The organism is Luteibacter aegosomaticola, assembly GCF_023078475.1.
Taxonomy (GTDB): domain Bacteria; phylum Pseudomonadota; class Gammaproteobacteria; order Xanthomonadales; family Rhodanobacteraceae; genus Luteibacter; species Luteibacter aegosomaticola.
In genome coordinates this window covers 4,242,438-4,258,554 of sequence record NZ_CP095741.1, presented here as the reverse complement: position 1 = coordinate 4,258,554, position 16,117 = coordinate 4,242,438, and the positions used below count along the sequence as shown (strand labels likewise).

20 protein-coding genes are annotated in these 16,117 nt (G+C 60.3%); 12 read left to right on the top strand and 8 right to left on the bottom strand.

Features of this window, described 5'->3' with window-relative positions; translation table 11 throughout:
* The first annotated feature begins 144 nt into the window (after positions 1 to 144).
* Positions 145 to 429, top strand: coding sequence for a DUF6980 family protein (locus L2Y96_RS23100; protein WP_425492630.1), 285 nt, complete (start codon positions 145 to 147; stop codon positions 427 to 429).
* 31 nt (positions 430 to 460) lie between these two features.
* On the opposite strand, the gene L2Y96_RS19140 is transcribed toward L2Y96_RS23100, so the two are convergent.
* Positions 461 to 1,441: an alcohol dehydrogenase catalytic domain-containing protein gene (locus tag L2Y96_RS19140; RefSeq protein WP_247329409.1), complete on the bottom strand. Its 981-nt coding sequence runs from the start codon at positions 1,439 to 1,441 to the stop codon at positions 461 to 463.
* A gap of 120 nt (positions 1,442 to 1,561) precedes the next feature.
* Between L2Y96_RS19140 and L2Y96_RS19135 the strand changes: the two genes are divergently transcribed.
* A complete protein-coding gene (locus L2Y96_RS19135) occupies positions 1,562 to 2,125 on the top strand; it encodes a TetR/AcrR family transcriptional regulator (protein ID WP_247329406.1) in 564 nt (187 codons plus the stop codon).
* Between the two features lie 233 nt (positions 2,126 to 2,358).
* Entirely contained in the window at positions 2,359 to 2,718 is a 360-nt protein-coding gene (locus L2Y96_RS19130; RefSeq protein WP_247329403.1) for a hypothetical protein, read from the top strand.
* A gap of 90 nt (positions 2,719 to 2,808) precedes the next feature.
* Here the strand turns inward: L2Y96_RS19130 and L2Y96_RS19125 are convergent, their stop codons facing one another.
* The 3 genes from L2Y96_RS19125 to L2Y96_RS19115 form a co-directional block, all read right to left on the bottom strand.
* Positions 2,809 to 3,345: a GGDEF domain-containing protein gene (locus L2Y96_RS19125; RefSeq protein ID WP_247329401.1), complete on the bottom strand. Its 537-nt coding sequence runs from the start codon at positions 3,343 to 3,345 to the stop codon at positions 2,809 to 2,811.
* A complete protein-coding gene (locus tag L2Y96_RS19120; protein ID WP_247329398.1) occupies positions 3,234 to 4,319 on the bottom strand; it encodes a hypothetical protein in 1,086 nt (361 codons plus the stop codon). The genes L2Y96_RS19125 and L2Y96_RS19120 overlap by 112 nt, the downstream gene beginning before the upstream one ends.
* Positions 4,320 to 4,492: 173 nt before the next feature.
* Positions 4,493 to 4,747, bottom strand: a complete 255-nt coding sequence (locus L2Y96_RS19115) for a hypothetical protein (protein WP_247329395.1) — start codon at positions 4,745 to 4,747, stop codon at positions 4,493 to 4,495.
* 528 nt (positions 4,748 to 5,275) lie between these two features.
* Between L2Y96_RS19115 and L2Y96_RS19110 the strand changes: the two genes are divergently transcribed.
* Positions 5,276 to 5,779, top strand: coding sequence for a hypothetical protein (locus L2Y96_RS19110; RefSeq protein ID WP_247329393.1), 504 nt, complete (start codon positions 5,276 to 5,278; stop codon positions 5,777 to 5,779).
* Positions 5,780 to 6,046: 267 nt separating this feature from the next.
* Here L2Y96_RS19110 and L2Y96_RS19105 read toward each other — a convergent pair whose 3' ends face one another.
* A complete protein-coding gene (locus tag L2Y96_RS19105; RefSeq protein ID WP_247329391.1) occupies positions 6,047 to 6,988 on the bottom strand; it encodes a LysR family transcriptional regulator in 942 nt (313 codons plus the stop codon).
* A 110-nt stretch (positions 6,989 to 7,098) separates the two neighbouring features.
* Here L2Y96_RS19105 and L2Y96_RS19100 point away from each other — a divergent pair, with 110 nt between their 5' ends.
* Positions 7,099 to 7,839, top strand: coding sequence for a 3-oxoacyl-ACP reductase family protein (locus L2Y96_RS19100; protein ID WP_247329388.1), 741 nt, complete (start codon positions 7,099 to 7,101; stop codon positions 7,837 to 7,839).
* Between the two features lie 70 nt (positions 7,840 to 7,909).
* Here L2Y96_RS19100 and L2Y96_RS19095 read toward each other — a convergent pair whose 3' ends face one another.
* Complete coding sequence (locus L2Y96_RS19095; protein ID WP_247329384.1) at positions 7,910 to 8,380, bottom strand: hypothetical protein; 471 nt, start codon at positions 8,378 to 8,380, stop codon at positions 7,910 to 7,912.
* A 237-nt stretch (positions 8,381 to 8,617) separates the two neighbouring features.
* Here L2Y96_RS19095 and L2Y96_RS19090 point away from each other — a divergent pair, with 237 nt between their 5' ends.
* The 7 genes from L2Y96_RS19090 to L2Y96_RS19060 all read left to right on the top strand — a co-directional run bounded on the left by L2Y96_RS19090 (position 8,618) and on the right by L2Y96_RS19060 (position 13,432).
* The gene (locus L2Y96_RS19090) at positions 8,618 to 9,301 is read left to right on the top strand and encodes a dienelactone hydrolase family protein (protein WP_247329382.1); all 684 of its coding nucleotides are present in this window, start codon (positions 8,618 to 8,620) and stop codon (positions 9,299 to 9,301) included.
* Between the two features lie 616 nt (positions 9,302 to 9,917).
* Positions 9,918 to 10,331, top strand: a complete 414-nt coding sequence (locus L2Y96_RS19085; RefSeq protein WP_247329379.1) for a hypothetical protein — start codon at positions 9,918 to 9,920, stop codon at positions 10,329 to 10,331.
* Positions 10,332 to 10,911: 580 nt separating this feature from the next.
* A complete protein-coding gene (locus tag L2Y96_RS19080; RefSeq protein WP_247329376.1) occupies positions 10,912 to 11,403 on the top strand; it encodes a hypothetical protein in 492 nt (163 codons plus the stop codon).
* 2 nt (positions 11,404 to 11,405) lie between these two features.
* Positions 11,406 to 11,690, top strand: coding sequence for a barstar family protein (locus L2Y96_RS19075; protein ID WP_247329373.1), 285 nt, complete (start codon positions 11,406 to 11,408; stop codon positions 11,688 to 11,690).
* 145 nt (positions 11,691 to 11,835) lie between these two features.
* Positions 11,836 to 12,258 carry a hypothetical protein gene (locus L2Y96_RS19070; RefSeq protein WP_247329370.1) on the top strand — a complete coding sequence of 141 codons (423 nt, stop codon included), beginning with the start codon at positions 11,836 to 11,838 and terminating at the stop codon, positions 12,256 to 12,258.
* Positions 12,259 to 12,410: 152 nt separating this feature from the next.
* On the top strand, positions 12,411 to 12,950 hold the full coding sequence (locus L2Y96_RS19065) for a hypothetical protein (RefSeq protein ID WP_247329367.1): 540 nt from the start codon (positions 12,411 to 12,413) through the stop codon (positions 12,948 to 12,950).
* A gap of 41 nt (positions 12,951 to 12,991) precedes the next feature.
* Positions 12,992 to 13,432, top strand: coding sequence for a hypothetical protein (locus tag L2Y96_RS19060; RefSeq protein WP_247329365.1), 441 nt, complete (start codon positions 12,992 to 12,994; stop codon positions 13,430 to 13,432).
* A gap of 5 nt (positions 13,433 to 13,437) precedes the next feature.
* Here the strand turns inward: L2Y96_RS19060 and L2Y96_RS19055 are convergent, their stop codons facing one another.
* Positions 13,438 to 13,980: an RNA 2'-phosphotransferase gene (locus tag L2Y96_RS19055; protein ID WP_247329363.1), complete on the bottom strand. Its 543-nt coding sequence runs from the start codon at positions 13,978 to 13,980 to the stop codon at positions 13,438 to 13,440.
* Positions 13,967 to 15,976 (bottom strand): alpha/beta fold hydrolase, encoded by a 2,010-nt coding sequence (locus L2Y96_RS19050; RefSeq protein WP_247329361.1) that lies wholly within the window; start codon positions 15,974 to 15,976, stop codon positions 13,967 to 13,969. Before L2Y96_RS19050 ends, L2Y96_RS19055 begins: the two co-directional genes overlap by 14 nt.
* Positions 15,977 to 16,117 lie beyond the last annotated feature (141 nt).

Here is a 16,117-nt window from a genome sequence, read left to right as displayed (position 1 = left end):
AAAAGAGGCATCCGATCGATAGCGTGCTGATCACCCTTATGTGGCTCGGCATTATTGGAGTGGTCGGCTTCGTAGGATTCTGGGGCGTAATTTTTTTGCTTATGCGGTGTGCCAACCCTGATCACCACGTCTGTTGATCGTCATATGAGCCAGCCGACACATTGTTGTGAAGCACTGAGAGCTGCTTGCGAAGACGAAGACTCTCCGGTCACGTTTATTCCAAAGTACCGGGAATACGGTATTCGGGTACTCGACGGGGGTACGAGTAACGTCGTTATCTCGTTTTGTCCGTGGAGTGGCGACAAACTGCCGGCAAGTCTTCGTAGTGAATGGTTTGCGCGACTTGAGGATCTAGGGATCGATCCTGGCGTTGACGAGATTCCGGAAGAGTTCCAAACCGAACAGTGGTACTTGGGGAAAGAATCGTAGAGATCCGGCCTGTTCGGTCGTGGTCGCTCGATCAACGACTCCCCGGCAAAAGCACCAGCTTCCCCCGGGCCTTCCCAGCAAGACTAATCTCCAAAGCCTCCCGCCAATCCTCAAGCGCGAACGTACGCGCCACAGGAATGTGAAAACGCCCCACAGCGGCGAGCTCGGCGTAATGCCCCAACACATCCCAGCGAAGCCGAAAGCCACCGTCTGCCTGGACGTTCTCGGCTCCGGTGCGTACACCAGCTTTGGCTGCGCCTTCGAAGTCGGCGGCGGTGATCACCCGTGAGGCATCACCGCCAGCGATCTCGACGAGCTCAGGCAGTACGCCCACCGTCCCGGGTTGAAGATTCACTGGCGCGACATCGACGACGACATCCGGTGGTGTGCTGCCAACCGCTCGAACGCGCTCCTTCATGCCTACACCATGCGCGACCACGGTAGCTCCCAGCGCACGCAGGCGATCGGCGAACGTGTTTCCGGCCGTGGCGATCACCCGGATGCCCTGGAGCAGCGCCATCTGGACGAGTGCGTAGCCAACCATCGCGCCGGCGCCATTCACGAGCAGGGTCTGTCCCGCTTTGGCACCTGACCAGGTGAGGTATCGCGCGGCGGTCTCTACCGCCATGGGCAGGGCGGAGGCATCGGTATGCGAGAGCCCGGTGGGTAGGGCATTCCAGTGGTAGAGGATGGCGACATCAGCGGCCCCCGCCGTCGGGTAGGCCCTGAATTCAGCCGGCCCGAACACGGCATCGCCCACGGCTACACCGACGACGCCTTCGCCGAGTGCGACGACCGTCCCCGAGACATCCAGGCCAACGCCACAGGGCAATTCGCGGGAAGGCAGCCCCCGGCAAAGCGCCCAGTCGGCGGGGTTCAAGCCACAGGCGTGGACCCGGACCGCCACGTGGCCGGGGCCCGGCGTGGGGACGGACACCTGGTCGAGGCTCAGGACATCGGCAGGCTCGCCGTGCGCGTGGAAGCGAAGCGAACGCATCGTTGCATCGGTCATGGGGTGCTCCAGGCGGGGTGATCGGATAAAGTCAGTGACTGACACCATATCCTTAATGTCAGTAACTGACAATAGCGAGCACCAGGCATGGCCAGAGATCGAGACAAGGCGCGGCGACACATGCAGGAAGTAGCCGTGGAGCTCTTCCTGGAAAAGGGATTCGATGCCACGACGGCGGCGGAGATCGCCGCCCGTGCCGGCGTCACCGAGCGCACCTTCTTCCGCCACTTCCCGGACAAGCGCGACGTGCTCTTCGATGAAGCCGACTTACACGCGCAACTCGGCGAAGCGATCGCTAACGCCCCAGACAACCTCGGCCCCCTCCGGGTCGTGCTCAGCGCATTCCAGGCCATCGTTCCGTTGTTCGAAGAAAACCGCCCGCTGTCCGAGCCAGCGCAGACGGTGATCGCACAGACACCGGCGTTGCGCGAGCGTCAGCTGACGAAGACGGCGGCGGTGACGCAGACGATGGCGGAAGCTTTGCGTGCGAGAGGCGTTGATGGTTCGCTTGCGGGCTTGGCCGCGGCTACGGGCATGGCTATTGCTGCGCATGCTTTGGGGGAGTGGTTTAAAGATCCGGCGGTCTCGTTGGATGAGCGGTTTCAGCAGGCGTTTGCTGCGGTTGAGGCGATGGCGGTGCCGGCTAAGAAGGTGAGGGCAACGGCAGGGCGATCATCGTCATGATCGATGCGGCTTACGCAAGGCTTGAAGCCGAAGGGCTTGTCGATTGGGGCGTGATCTACCACGGCCTCGTGCATGTTCCCGGGCACTCGGATAGGTTACCCATCGAAGTGGTCGCAGACTTTGCCTTACGCCAGCTGGAATACGTCGAGCTATCTAGCCCGCTTCTGACGAAGATCGTGACCCTTGCTACTAGCTGACTAGGTTCAATCGGCCACTTCGTACGAGTGCAATCAATGAATGCTGCGAAAAATGTCCTTCTTTTAGCTGGGTTCGCCTTGTTGTCCGCCTGTGCCGCGCCTGGAGAGGGTGCCAAGGCAAAGAGCGGCTACGCGGCTGCTGCACCGGTGATCAAGGCGCTCGAGGCATACCACCAGGCGAATGCCGTCTATCCAGCTTCGTTGGATATGCTAGTCCCAACGTTCATTGCCGGAGACAGGCTGGCAGCTACCATGCCGGATAAAAAGGCAACGCCGTTTGCGTATCGACAGGTCGCCAATGGCTATGAGCTCTCGTTCTCCTATACCGGTACCGGGACAAACCAGTGCGTGTATAGGGCCAATACTGAGGGGTGGAAGTGCTACGGTGCTTACTAGGTCTGAAGCGTTGCCCGGCACCTCGTGCCGTATCAAGGCCCTGCGTGCATCAACGCGCTCCAGGTGGCATTCAGCACGCGCATCTGGAAGCTACGTCGTTCCGACCTGCATCTGGGCATGTGCCGCACCATCATCCACAAAAGACGCGTAACCGTTTCGTCCGGCGCGTTTAGCGAGGTAGAGGGCGAGGTCCGCCTGGCGGAGGAGGTCGGCTCCCGTCGATGTGACGGCCGATGCCATGCCAATGCTCACGGTGACCCGGCGGTCGATCCCATGCTCAAAGGCAAGGGCGGCGTCGTGTACGGCTCGCGTCATGCGGCGTGCGACCACCTCCGCACCTTCCCCGGGCGTGTTGGGTAGAAGAACGACAAACTCCTCGCCGCCGTACCTGGCAATGAAGTCAGCGGGACGACGCAGGGCGCCGGCCAGAAGGCGGGCGACCGCGGTTAGCGCGACATCGCCCTCGGGGTGGCCCAGCGTGTCGTTGAACGTCTTGAACAGATCGATATCGATCATCAGCGTGCTGAGTGGCCGGCCCTCTCGCTGGGCGTCGCCCATTCGGGCGGCGAGGGCCCGATCGAACGCACGGCGGTTCGGCACGCCGGTGAGTTCGTCCAGGAGCGCCATGCGCTCGACGGCCGATAGCGCCTCCTTGAGGCTGTCGCGGGCAGCCACGAACCAAAAAATTGGGTCTGCGCCACGCGAATGACGTAGATCAGCATGGCCAGGGCGAGAGCGATATTGCCGACCGTGCTCTCGGCCTGCCGGATGCCGATGCTCAACGCGAAGATGGCCGAAAGCAAAACGCCTGGCGCGTAACCTGCGACGACCATGCGCGCCCAGCGATAGTGAGGTCTGCGGACGGGGCCGGGGTGGCGTTCTGCGAGTAAGAGGCTCGCCAGAAGCACAAAGGCGATAGCGGGAAGCGAGTCGGTCAGGCGCTGAAGAACAATGGCGGAAGGATAGAGACTGTCGTGATTATGGAGCGCTGCGGCGATCGCATACACGCCAAGGAAGAGGGTCGTGATGCGAAAGAACCGATAGTCGCGGTCGTTCTCACAGGCCAGCGTTCGGATGAGGAAGACGACGAAAAGGAAGATGTTCTCGACATCGAAAGCCGTGGCCACCGAACCCACATACTCGGCACGAAGCAGCCCGTGACCATCCTGGAGATTCTCGACACCCAGGTAGCAGAGAAGCACTAGCAGTACGAGAAGGATGGCATCGATGATGCGTCGTGATGTCGTGGTCGGCTCATCGGGGTTTGCCACGGCGGCATACAAAAGGGGTAAGCCGTAGGCGACAAAGATGACGTAGTCGATGATCGCGTTCTCGTCGGTACCGGAATTGGCAATGCCATTCGCCATGCCTGCGGCCCAGCAGCCGAGGCCAAGTGCGAGGCAAAGCATCATGCGCCGGTCGTAAGCCGGCGACCTCATGAGTGCCAGGGCGATCACGCTGGCGAGGGCTGCCGCTACCAGCATGAGGTAGTACGGCAGCTCGGGGAGGTCGTGGCCCGCGATCGCCGGCACCGCGGTCGCGATGAGCGGAACCGCAAGAAGCGAGGCCCCATAGCCTGCGTAGCGCATCACCGATGCCATGTCCCTGCTCCCCTGCATGGTCGACGTCTGCATCGTGCCATGTTGGGGGCGGGTTGACGATGTGGGGCCCCGGCCGCGCCGGCGGGGTTGTTGCCGATTTTGTGAGTTGCGTGGTGAGCGGGCGGATGGAGGCGGCAGGCCCAGTCTTCGTCTCGCTCCTTTTGGCCATCCGATTAGCTCCGGACAGGCACGTTTTCCATCGCCGCCTCCCAACTCATCTGGGCTCTGGCCTCACCCAATTGCCTTGTCCCATGCGACGTCATGGCGGCGATAGCCTCCAGCGTCAGCGAAAGCTGCCTGCAATCGACGCCGTCAGCCTCGTGAATCAGGTCGGCCAGGGTGGCCGTGACACCACGGGCATATTGAAGCCATTGCGTGGCGTCGTTCAGAAGATCGTGGACGCTCGATGGTTGTTCGTCGGTAGTCATGCGTGTTGCCCCTTCAGTCGTGGATCGCCCACGGACCATAGGCTCGCGGGTTCGCCGGCCACCCGTGTCCGGGTGACGGATGGCTTGGTTGACGAAGTGGATGCGGCAAAGGGCCGGCGTTGAGGTGCACCAGGCGTGATGCCTGCCTCATCCGATCAAGAATTACCTCAAAAACGGACCGCGCCGCGGTTCGTCAACCGTGCCTGCAGATCAGGCAGGCGGTCCGTGTAACGGCGAGGTGCCACCAAGGGGATTCGGAGGGCGAGGGAGTGCCGTATGATCGGGGGTAGCCATAATCAACCTCTAGACAGTTGCTTGTGGTTAGCGGGTCAGGGGTGCTCTAACACCTCTGGCTCGCGACTCTCACCGCAAGAGTGCGGTGGTCACCAGCGCCGTAGCTTCGTGGTTGCGCTGGTGACGAGAGAAACCTAGCAGATCAGGCGCGTGTTTTGTTCACGAAGTCGGAAGCAATCTGTTCTTCGTGCATCGCGCGAACGTTGGAGCATGGCGCGGTTGAGAGGGATTTCGATGGAACGTGAATACACTGCCTGCACCTTCCGCCTCGATGGTCATGACCGGCATTTCTTGTGGTACGCCGACGAGCCGGACGGCGTGGTCGTTGGCGCTTCGGGTGAGATGGTGACGTTTGCCAGTGAAGCCGAGTTGCTTGCGTTCGGGGCGACGGAGGGCATTAGCTGGCCGCTCGATTTCACCGTGTCTTATGACTTGGATGCCGTGGCCGCGTGGACCGCGCAGCGAGATGCGGAAGCGATCGACTGCATCATGATGCTCAATGCGTGGAACCTTTTCGTCGATATCGCGGCCACGTTCTCTTGCAAGCTGCTCGAGCCGCGCGGCGCCAATGCCGTCTACGACAAGATTTTCTGGGGTAACAACCTCCCGACCATGACGCCGCCGGGCGAGCACTACGTTCCTGCGTGGTCGCAGGAAGAGGCCGACGTGCTCGTGGGTGTCTGCAAGGCGGGGTTGTCCCTGTTGAGGCGGGCTATTGAGAGCCCGGTGGCGAGATGAGGCTCACGAGCGCGCTGCACTCGTTAGTGCTTTTATGTGGCGCGCCCCGGAAAGTGCCTCCCATGCGAACGAGCTCTGCCACGATCGAAATGCACTCTCGGGCAATTTTTAGGATGGTTAGGACGGTGTCGCCGTGGTCCATGTGCGTAGCCTCTATTTAAGACAGATAGCGCGCGTTGTGAGCGCTGATCTAGCCTATGAGGTGAGAAGCGTTGCAGTTCGGCGTTATGACGGCGTGCGAGGGTGGAGAAACCCCTTGAGGCGTTCCTACTTCTTCCGCCGAGCCGCCTTCAAAGGCACCGCACTCCCAGACCGCTGCCCCGCAGGCCCCGCAGCCTTAACCTGATCGATACACGCCAGGAAGCTCTTCAGCACGGGCGACGGGTTGTCTTCCCGATAGCCGACGGCAAGGTCGATGGTTGGTGCATCACCCACGAGCGGGCGGCTTACCACCGACCATGGCAGGAGCGGTTCCACATAGGCGGGTAATAACGCGACACCGCCCGTCGAAGCAACCAGCGAGATGCCGACCGCGAAGTTATCGATATGGTGGCTCGGCGTCAGGTGCACATGGCGCTTGCGCAGATACGCGTCGACGACATCGCGCAGTACGTGCGGGATATCCGAGAAGCCAATGAACGTCTCGCCCGTGAGGTCACGGGGATCGACCTCTTTATTCGTCGCCAGCGGGTGGCTGCTCGGCAGTATCGCGACGAGGGGTTCTTTGGCGATGACGCGGTAAGTAACATCCGGGCGCGGCTCGATGCGCGAGAAGCCGAGGTCGATCTCGCCACTCTGCAAGGCATCACCGACATCGGGCGAGTAGAGGCTGACCACCTTGAACTCGATCGACGGGAGGTGATCGCGGAGCACGCGCGTGACGTTGGGAAGCCAGTCGGCTTCCTGACCCGTGAGAAAGCCAACAGAGAACGTCTCACGCGCCGGGCGTACGGCACGGCGCGCCGCTTCGACCGCTTCCTTCGCCTGGCTGATCGCGAGGCGTGCGTGGTCCAGGAAAGCCTTGCCGGCGGGTGTGAGTTCGACGCCCCGCGTGGTGCGTGTCAGGAGCGTGGCGCCGACCTCGTATTCAAGATCACGCAGCTGCCGGCTGAGGGAGGGTTGCGAGGTATGTAGCCGTTGCTCGGCGGCGACGGTAAGGCTGCCTTCCTCCGCGACAGCGATGAAGTACCGGAGGTGGCGAAGTTCCATGGGGGATGCTTCCGAGGCATGGCCGGGGTACCAAAGAAGTCTTTTTCAGGCGGGAAGTCAAGGCGTAACTTCTCGCCATTCCCAGCTACCCCCTACCTTTGGAGCATCCCATGAGCAACCTCAGCAACAAGACCGCGTTCGTCACAGGCGCCTCCCGTGGCATCGGTGCGGGCATCGCCCGCCGCCTGGCGGCCGATGGGGCGAACATCGCCATCACCTACACCCGGGGCGTCGAAGCGGCTGCACAGGTCGTCAAGGCGATCGAGCAGGCCGGCGGCAAGGCCATCGCCATCCAGGCGGATGCCGCCGATCCTCAGGCCGTTGCGGCGGCTATCGAGAAGACCGTCAGCACCTTCGGTGGCCTCGATATCCTGGTGAACAACGCAGGCACCGCCATTCCGAAGCCGTTTGTCGACGCTACCCTCGAGGAGATGGATCGCGTGGTCGACATCAACCTGCGCGGCGTGTTCATCGCGACGCAGGCTGCGCTGAAGCACATCCCCGATGGCGGCCGTGTCATCAACATCGGCTCGTGTGTCGGCGAGCGGATGGGCACGCCCGGACTCGCAGCGTACGCAGCGACCAAGGGCGCGGTGAAGATGTTCACCCAGGGCCTCTCCCGCGAGCTCGGCCCGCGTGGCATCACGGTCAACAACGTGCAGCCCGGCCCGATCGGCACCGACCTGAACCCGGCGAACGACGAGTGGGCCGCGCCGCAGATCGCGAACACCGCCCTGAAGCGCTATGGCCATGTCGATGATGTCGCCGCACTGGTGGCCTTCGTCGCCGGCCCGGAAGCCGGTTACATCACCGGTACTAACCTGACGGTGGATGGTGGTACCAACGCCTGAGTTGGGTTAGTTGGTCGTGGCACCCTCGGCGGGGTTCGCCGGGGGTGCCGTCCGTTGTGCGTCATCCTGCTTATGCAGGCGGCGGTGTTTGTCGCGAGTCCTGCGAAGGCATTCCCTTGTCCGACAGGACGCCGCCCGGCATTCGTGATTCCCACATCGCGCTCTCGCAGGCGAGATGGGTTTCCATGGCGTCCTTGCTTTCCGTCATCGGTGCCGGCCATTCGGAAGGCTGGGCAGTGGAACTCAACCGGTAGTTCTCGCGTATGGGAACAAAGTCCGGCACCAGATGAATTTCGTCCATCCATCCCTTCGGGAGGCCAGTGGCGCATTCAACTCCGCGCGCCACCAACGTGTCGATGTGGCTGGCCAGAAGCATCTTGACGAGCTTGTGGGGCGTGACAATGTTGGCAAGGGCGTACGCCTGCTCAGGGGCGCATGAGATTCCTGCCATCTCAAAGGCGCTAAGGACGTGGCCGAGGTTGTGACGTCGAATCGTTTGAATGTCCATGGCGTTGCTGCTGCGTGATGCTTCATTGGTCATAGCGGCAGCTGGCCGAATCCGCTTTAGGCGGGAAGGCCGGTCAAGAGGCAACTTCGCGTTGGGAACTGACGCCTCGGGGAGGTTGCTCAGGTTATTGCGTCACCGCGGGTTCGTTGGGCACAGGTTGTGCATGCGCCGCTCGTGCAAATTCCGGGCATTTCCAACAAGCCGACCAGATATAGGAAGGTGATGGTCCCCAGGTTCCCCTCTCATGAGTATTGGATCGTGAAAAATGAAATGACCATCAAGACCGACGCAGGTGACTTTGCCGCCTACGTGGCTTACCCGGATGTAGATAAAGCCCCGGCGGTAGTCGTCCTGCACGAAGTTTTCGGGGTCAACGACGATATCCGGCAGACCTGCCAGGCTCTGGCTGCGCAGGGCTTCATTGCCATCGCGCCGGATCTCTTCTGGCGGCAGGAGCCCGGGGTCGATCTGAGCGTTACGTCAGAGGCGGACTGGAAGAAGGGGCTTGCGCTCTATATGGCCTATGACCGCAACGCGGGCGTCTCCGATGTCGCAGCGACTGTAGCGGCGGCACGGGAGCTGCCTCGGTCTACTGGTCGTGTCGCCGTGATGGGCTACTGTCTCGGTGGTCTGATGACATTCCTCACCGCGGCGCGCAGCGAGGTGGATGCCGCCGTGGCTTTTCACGGTGGTGATACCGAGAAGTACCTCGATGAAGCGGACTCAGTCAACGCACCTTTCCTGATGCATCTGGCGGGTGCCGACGAGTTCATCAGCACGGAGGCCCAGACGCAGATCAAGGAGGCGTTAGCGGGCAAGCCGAACGTCGAGATCCATACCTATGCAGGCTGCCACCACGCGTTCTCTCGCCATGGCGGTGCGCATTACGATGCGGCCGCGGCCAAGCTGGCTAATGACCGGACTTGGGCGTTCTTGAGGGCGCGGCTCGGATAGGCCGCTCTCCTAGTTCCTTTGCCGGCTCCACCGCCACCCAGACGCTAACCTAAAGTTCTTACGACTCCGGCCGATTATGCATTATTGAAGACCGGCCGCGGCCACCCGTGAGGGGTTCCCGCGTGCCATGACCAGGACGGTTTGGAGCAGTAAAGAACATGAGGTTTCTGTCAGCGAAAGGCTTGCCTGCTACATCGCGGGTCCAGCGGATTGTCGTCTTGCTGATAACGGGAGGCATAGCCGCGTCGCTCATATGGATACCCGTTCTGATCAGTGCGAACGCAGAGCCGAGAGAATGGGTGGGGCTTGCCTACTTCTTCCTGATCGGCGTTGTCGTATCAGCCATCATTGGTATTCCGCTCCTCTTCGCCGTCGATCGTTTCCTCGTAACGAGATGGCGATATCTCATTGGCGGAGCCGCCTACGGGCTGGTGTTCTGGGTATTGATGGATGCGCCAATCTTCCCTAAGGATTGGCATAGCCTAGCTACGTCGTCATTCTGGTTGGACTACGCGCCGCGCCGCGTTGCTTTCTGGGCTATGTTCGGTGCCATCGTAGGTGCGCTGTACACGGGAATACTGTGGTGCCTTGGGGCACTAGGCCGGTGCTTGAATAAATGATGGCGATGAAATTTCTGCTTGATGCATTCGACGAATTCGGTCCGAAATCCGCGTTCGACGAGGCTCTTCGGTTTTGTCTTATCGAGCTACTGGATGCTCACAGGACCGAGGATCTACACCGGCTTGTGACGGCTGATGGCGATTCATTCGGCGTGGCAGGTGACCCGGATTGGTTCATTGACCGAATCGATAAGGCCAATAGCGATAAGAGAGAGGGTTGGCCGGCGGAGGCAGAATTCCATGCCTCGGTGAATCCAGGCGAATTTTGGATGTCACATCCGGATTTCTTCGCTTCGCGAGATGTGTTCCTGACGTACGTGGAGGCGATTGCTGTGCCATATATCGAAAGGCGCCCGGAGGACAAGGAAGTGATGCGGGAAGTTCTGGATGCCTTGCGGACGAGACGATGATGGCGCCGTAGATTCGCCGGGCCGCGCTTAGTCAAGATCACACCGTCTGCATATGCGAGATTTCGCACGCGGGAGCAACGGAAAGATGACGGATTTGCAGGGGTGGATATGTCAATAGTTCTGAGGTCGCGCAAGGAGGCAGTTCTCCACCGCCGCCTTGCCTCGGTTGATGACCGTGTGGTTGACGAGTTTCGATCGGATGTTTCAGCCAAGGTCAACGGTATGTATGACGTTGTTGACGGTCATTTTGTCGCTATCTTCGTGAATGATTCTCAGATATTTGTTCGAGTCGATACCACGTTGGTGGCGCTTCAGAGGGGCAGGTCGAGAGTCTGTTACGCCCGCGGTGAGCGTCAATGTGTGTTTTCTATTGCTAATGATGAGGAAGCTTTCGCTGAGATCACGTATGACGTGCCGTCAGATCCAATTCTTACCGGGCAACTATTCAACTATGTACCTGAGTCGGACTTGGATATCGGATTGGCAATCTACGAGATTTCATCGGACCTCCAGAGGCAGCGTCAAGTAATGCTTGTCTGGCGCTAATCTGCGACAGGCTGTCGAAGGAGCTGTGGTTTAGATGATCGGTCCATCTGACTTCGAACTGAAAGTCATGCGCCTTGCTCTGAGGGGAGAGGAGTCTTGGCGGCAGACATTGAGAATGCAGCTTCCGCATCTCCTGGTCGCTCGTAGGGATGTCTATGCCTGCGGAGTAACGACTCACTTCACAAGCTCGGGAGTCGTCGATACTGTTGTTATTCCGCGCGGAGAGGATGGCCTTCCAGTCAGATCCTATCCGCCGACCGTTAACGCCATTCGGGAGCTTCCAACGCCTGGACTGGCGAGCTTCGTACTCTGGATAGGCAGGGACGGGGTTATCGTCGAGCTCGAGGCCTTCTCTCTTGTCGACGATACCTGGCCGGAACAGTCTGAGATGGGATTTCATTCCTTCCAGGATGACGAGGGTTGTCTGGTCGAGGAGGCGCAGGACGGTGTATTGGTACGCGGTAGCTCTTCGGGAGCGGCTGCTGCGATGAGACGACACTCGGTGGATAGGGAGGATCTTCGTTAGTTATGAATCTGGTCATCGATGGGTCGAAGATTGCCTCTGCATCTGACTTTTACCGGCAGTTGGCGGACGCGCTTGATCTTCACTCTTACGGAAGGAACGTCGACGCACTTTGGGATCTCTTAAGCGCTAGCGTCGAGCGCCCTTTCTCGATTGAGTGGAGGGATTCCGATCGTTCAAGAGAGGTGCTCCGCGAGGACTTCCACGCGATCGTGAGGACGTTGGATCGCGTCGTCGAGTACGACAAGGCTGCTCGGTGGCCGGACAAATTCCACTACTCGCTGCTATAGATGCGTTGGCGTATCTATTGGATGATTAATGACAGCGACTAATTCGGGCGAGGAACGGAGGCGCGAAGTAGACGATGCTATCGCGAGACTCGTGCCTGACGGATCACGATTTCGCCCCGTTCAGCGGACTCTTCTGTCGGATGCGATGGCGATCGCTAAGCTCTATTCGGACCTTTCGGTGCCGGACAGGCAGCTTGTCTCGACGAAGCTAGGTAGCTCGATCAGAAAGAAGCTTCTTCACGCCAGTGGACGTATGGCAGAAGAGGCCATGAACGATGGTGACCGGCGATGGATTCAAATCGCGGTCGTGCTGAATGTGATCGAGGGTTTTGAAGTCGATTATCGCGAGAACTTCCGGTGCATGGTGCTCGTCAGGCATGCGGCGAGGTACCTGGGTGTGGATATGGCGGAAGTGGTCGAGTTCGCGATGACCTTGGCATCAGGGCAATCGAAGCAGCAGCTGGAGATCTTCGTTAGCAGGGACGACACGCAGAACAGGATTGAGAAGGTCGAGGTGGGTGTCGAAAGGGTCGATGGCCGCTGGCGATTCGTTCCTAAATCGCGCTAAACGACGGCCAGATCAGAGGGGCGGATCGAGAATGAGTTACGCCCGCGGCGAGTATCGATGTTGTCGACTACGACAAGGATGATCCTCCGACGGAAAGATTCCACTACTCGCTGCTATAGAAGAGCCCGCTTTGGGGCTGGAGGAGATCTTCCGTGTCCTTTGCAGGGACCTTCGAGGTGGTGAGGCCTGGCGGCGCGAGCTTGCAGTTTTTCGCGATGAAGTGCGTGACAAAAGGACGCGATGACGTGGTAGATAACAAAGACGACCAGTTCCAATACTGGCTTATGGACATGCACGACGCGATCCAGCGGTTCAGAGATGGCGCGGACTTGAATGATCGCGAGTCGCTGGACAAGAGTCATGAATCGTTGATTCGGCTCGAGGCCATGCTGCTCGCCCGTTACTCGTCTCCAGAAGCAGCGCGAGCCATGGAGCACGCGGCTTACATGGACGGCGCTGCGCGATACCTAGGTGAGACACTCCGTCGTCAGCTTGGCGGGAAGTGGTTCATCAACAACATCGACGAGAAGAATGTCTTCTTCGGCCTGCCGCAACTCAAGGAAGTGGCTGGTCAGCAGACGCAGCTATGTCCGTTGACCCTGGTATCCGCGACGTTGGATCGTCGGAAGGGCGACTATCTGTTCACAATCATGGCTAACTTGATTGCGAATGACCGACGTTCGCTGCCATAGCAGCGTTCAAGTGCGATAGCCCGTCAAAGGACGGAAGAGCCATGAAAGTAGGTCAACCTCGATCGATCATCAACCTATACGACTGGCTGCCTGGATACGGGGAGTCGGAAGTGCGTGCCGCGATGGAGGGGGCGGACCTCCGTCTAAGCGTTCTCTACGAGAAGGAGGTTGACGACGATCTAAGGATCATGAAGATCGACTTGATCTTTGTACGCGCCAGGATGTTTCTTAAGCAATCATTCCCGGGCGGCTGGATGTTTGAGTCGATCGCTGCGGAGAATCTGATCGAGCTGGGTCACGTATCGGAATACGTGGTGTCGGATTTCGTACAGCGTTTTCTGGAAAAACAGCGAGCCGCATTTCACTATGCCCCGACTGACGTGAGGCATTTCAACGTCCAGTTCCTGTATGAGAACATCGAATTCCACATCCTGGCGTCCGATGTCCTGGTGGGCGAAGAGCTACCCGCTGCCTTGAGTTGAACGCTCTAGGACAGGAAGTCTGGCGGAACGGCGTCGACCAGCCAAACACCGTTATCGGCGATGTAGAAGCGGTGCCCCTGTTGACTCATGCTTGCGGCCTGAACGACGAGAACCACGGGTTCGCCGTGCCGCGATCCCGTTTGCCTGGCGATTTCGCGGTCGACGGTCAGGTGTACGTGGTGGCGCTGGCCGGGCACTAACCCGCGTTCACGAATCGACGAAAGGAAGCGGGTGGCGGTGCCATGGAATAGCTCGGCAGGCGGCACCTTCTCGACGTGTTCGATGGCGACAGACGTTGTCGTGTGACCCTGGGCGGCTCGGATGCGCAGACCATCGTCAGAAATGGTGAAGCGCTTCTTCTCACTCGTTTCAACAACTTGCCTGATAGCCTCTTCAGTGAATGCGCGGCCAGAAAGCACGGCAGCTTCGATAAGGCTGCTGATCGAGACCCAGCCTTCGCTATCCAGCACGATCCCAATGCTTTCGGGGCTATGCCGAAGCACGTAGCTCATGAACTTACTCAGTTCTGTCGCGTTATCTTTGGGCATGGCCTTCCTCCATCCTTAGCACCTGATTGATAGCATCAATCACAATTTCAGGCCGATCATAGTTAATGATATGCCCCGCCCGCGGCACGATCTCGTTAATCCCATGCGTCGACATCGCAGCCACTTCGTTGTGCATCTGCTCGATCGTCGCCGTACGCTGATCCTGCAGTAGCTGCGTCACGCCAGCGACCGGCTTATACGGCGCATGCGTGAGATACACGATGGGCATGTCCCCAAAATCCTTCCGCGTCGCGCGGGCTTCATCAGCACTGGCCCACCAGGAATTAGCGATCTCCGACCGCGTCGCCTTCTGATACTTGGCCTTCGACGCATAACCAAGCTGCGCGGCGTTGATGGCCGGGCTGAAGCGGGGATCATCTTTACCGACACACCGCTCGTAAACCGGCGACGTCTTCGGAATCTCACCATCCTTCAAGGCATCGACGCAGGTGGTGTCGTTGATCTCGTCGTACCAGTGCAGCTTCGCCTCAGGCGTGGCGATGGCCTTGAGACGGATGGCCTGGTCTTCATGCGCCCCATCGACAATGACCAGCCCGACCACTTCATCCCGGAAGCGATCCGCGAAGATACGCGTGGACATCCCTGCTGCCGAATGGCCGACCAGCACGTAGGGTGGGGCGATGTGCGCCGCTTTCAGCGCCCTATGCAGGTCGTCAGCCTCATTGGCCGACGTACCCGGCCGCGTGGGCGCATCGCTGAAGCCCAGGCCAGCCCGGTCGAACGAACAGGTGGCGTGCTTCTCGCTGATCACCGGCTGGACCAGGGCCCAGGCAATCGTCGTATCAAGCGCCCCCGAGGCGAACACGACCGTCGGTGAGCCAGTACCGCGGCAATACAGGTTGATCCGCCGCCCACCACCCACATCGACCAGTTGGGCCGGCCCGGTATAGACCGGGTCGGTCACGATGGGGTTGATCCGCTTTTCCTTCGGTACAGGCGTCGGCCCCGGCGAGGCGGCAAGGGCCAGCGCCTGTTCGATCGCATCCACGACAATCTCGGGCCGGTCGTAGTTGATGATGTGCGTACTACGGGGAACGATCCAGTTCACGCCATGTGTCGACATGGCGGCCACCTCGTTGTGGAATTGCTCCCACTCCATCGTGCGCCGATCCTGGAACGCCTGTGGCAGACCCTTGGGCGCGGGCTGCTGCGCCTGCGTGAGCATGATGATGGGCATGTCGCCGAAGTCATGCCGCGTGGCGCGGGCTTCATCGGCGCTTGCCGTGACGAAGTTCGCCATCTCCGAGGCGTAAGCCTTCTGTGAGGTGAGGGTGGCCATGGCGGCGAAGGTTGCGTCGCTGACGGCCTGGCTCACGCCCGGGTACATACCGCCGAGGCAGGGCTCGTAGGCGGGCGAACTCTTGGGGATGGAGCCGGACTTCGCGGCGGCGACGCAGTCGGGCTCGGGCGTTTCCTTCTCGTGTTTCGGCGGGGGTAGCGCGAGAGCTTCCAGGGCCCTGCGTGCCTTGGCTTTGGGTATCTGGTCCTCGTGCGAACCATCGACGATGACCATGCCCACCACTTCATCACGGTGGCGGTCGGCGAACACCCGCACGGCCAGGCCGGCCGCGGAATGCCCGACAAGCAGATAAGGCGGTTTGATCCCGGCGACCTGCAAGGCCTTGTGGATGTCATCCACATCATTGGCCGCGGTGCTTGGGCGGTTGGAAGGATCGCTGAAGCCGAGCCCCGCACGGTCGTAGGAGCAGGTCGTGTGCGTCTTGCTGACCTCCGGTTGCACCCGCGCCCAGCCGAGCATGCTGTCGTTGAGGCCGGAGTCGAAGATCACCGCCGGCGAACCGGTGCCACGGCAATACAGGTTGAGGCGCCGGCCACCGATGTCGACCAGCTGGACAGGGCCGAGGTAGGCCGGGTCGGAGACGAGTGGCTGGGAAGGGGCGTCTTCCGCCCTCGCCATGGAGGCCATTCCGAGACAGCCCATCGCCACGAACGTGGCGAGGATTCGCTTGCTCATACTTATTCCCCTGTGTCCCTACTGGTTTGCGCGGTGGTTCCGGTTGCGCGGGATGAGGGGGAGGATGGCATTAATGGGCGGGCGGTGGCTAGGCAGGTTGCTGCGGCGTGGTTGGCGTTTGTCGGGCCCGTCGGTTAGATT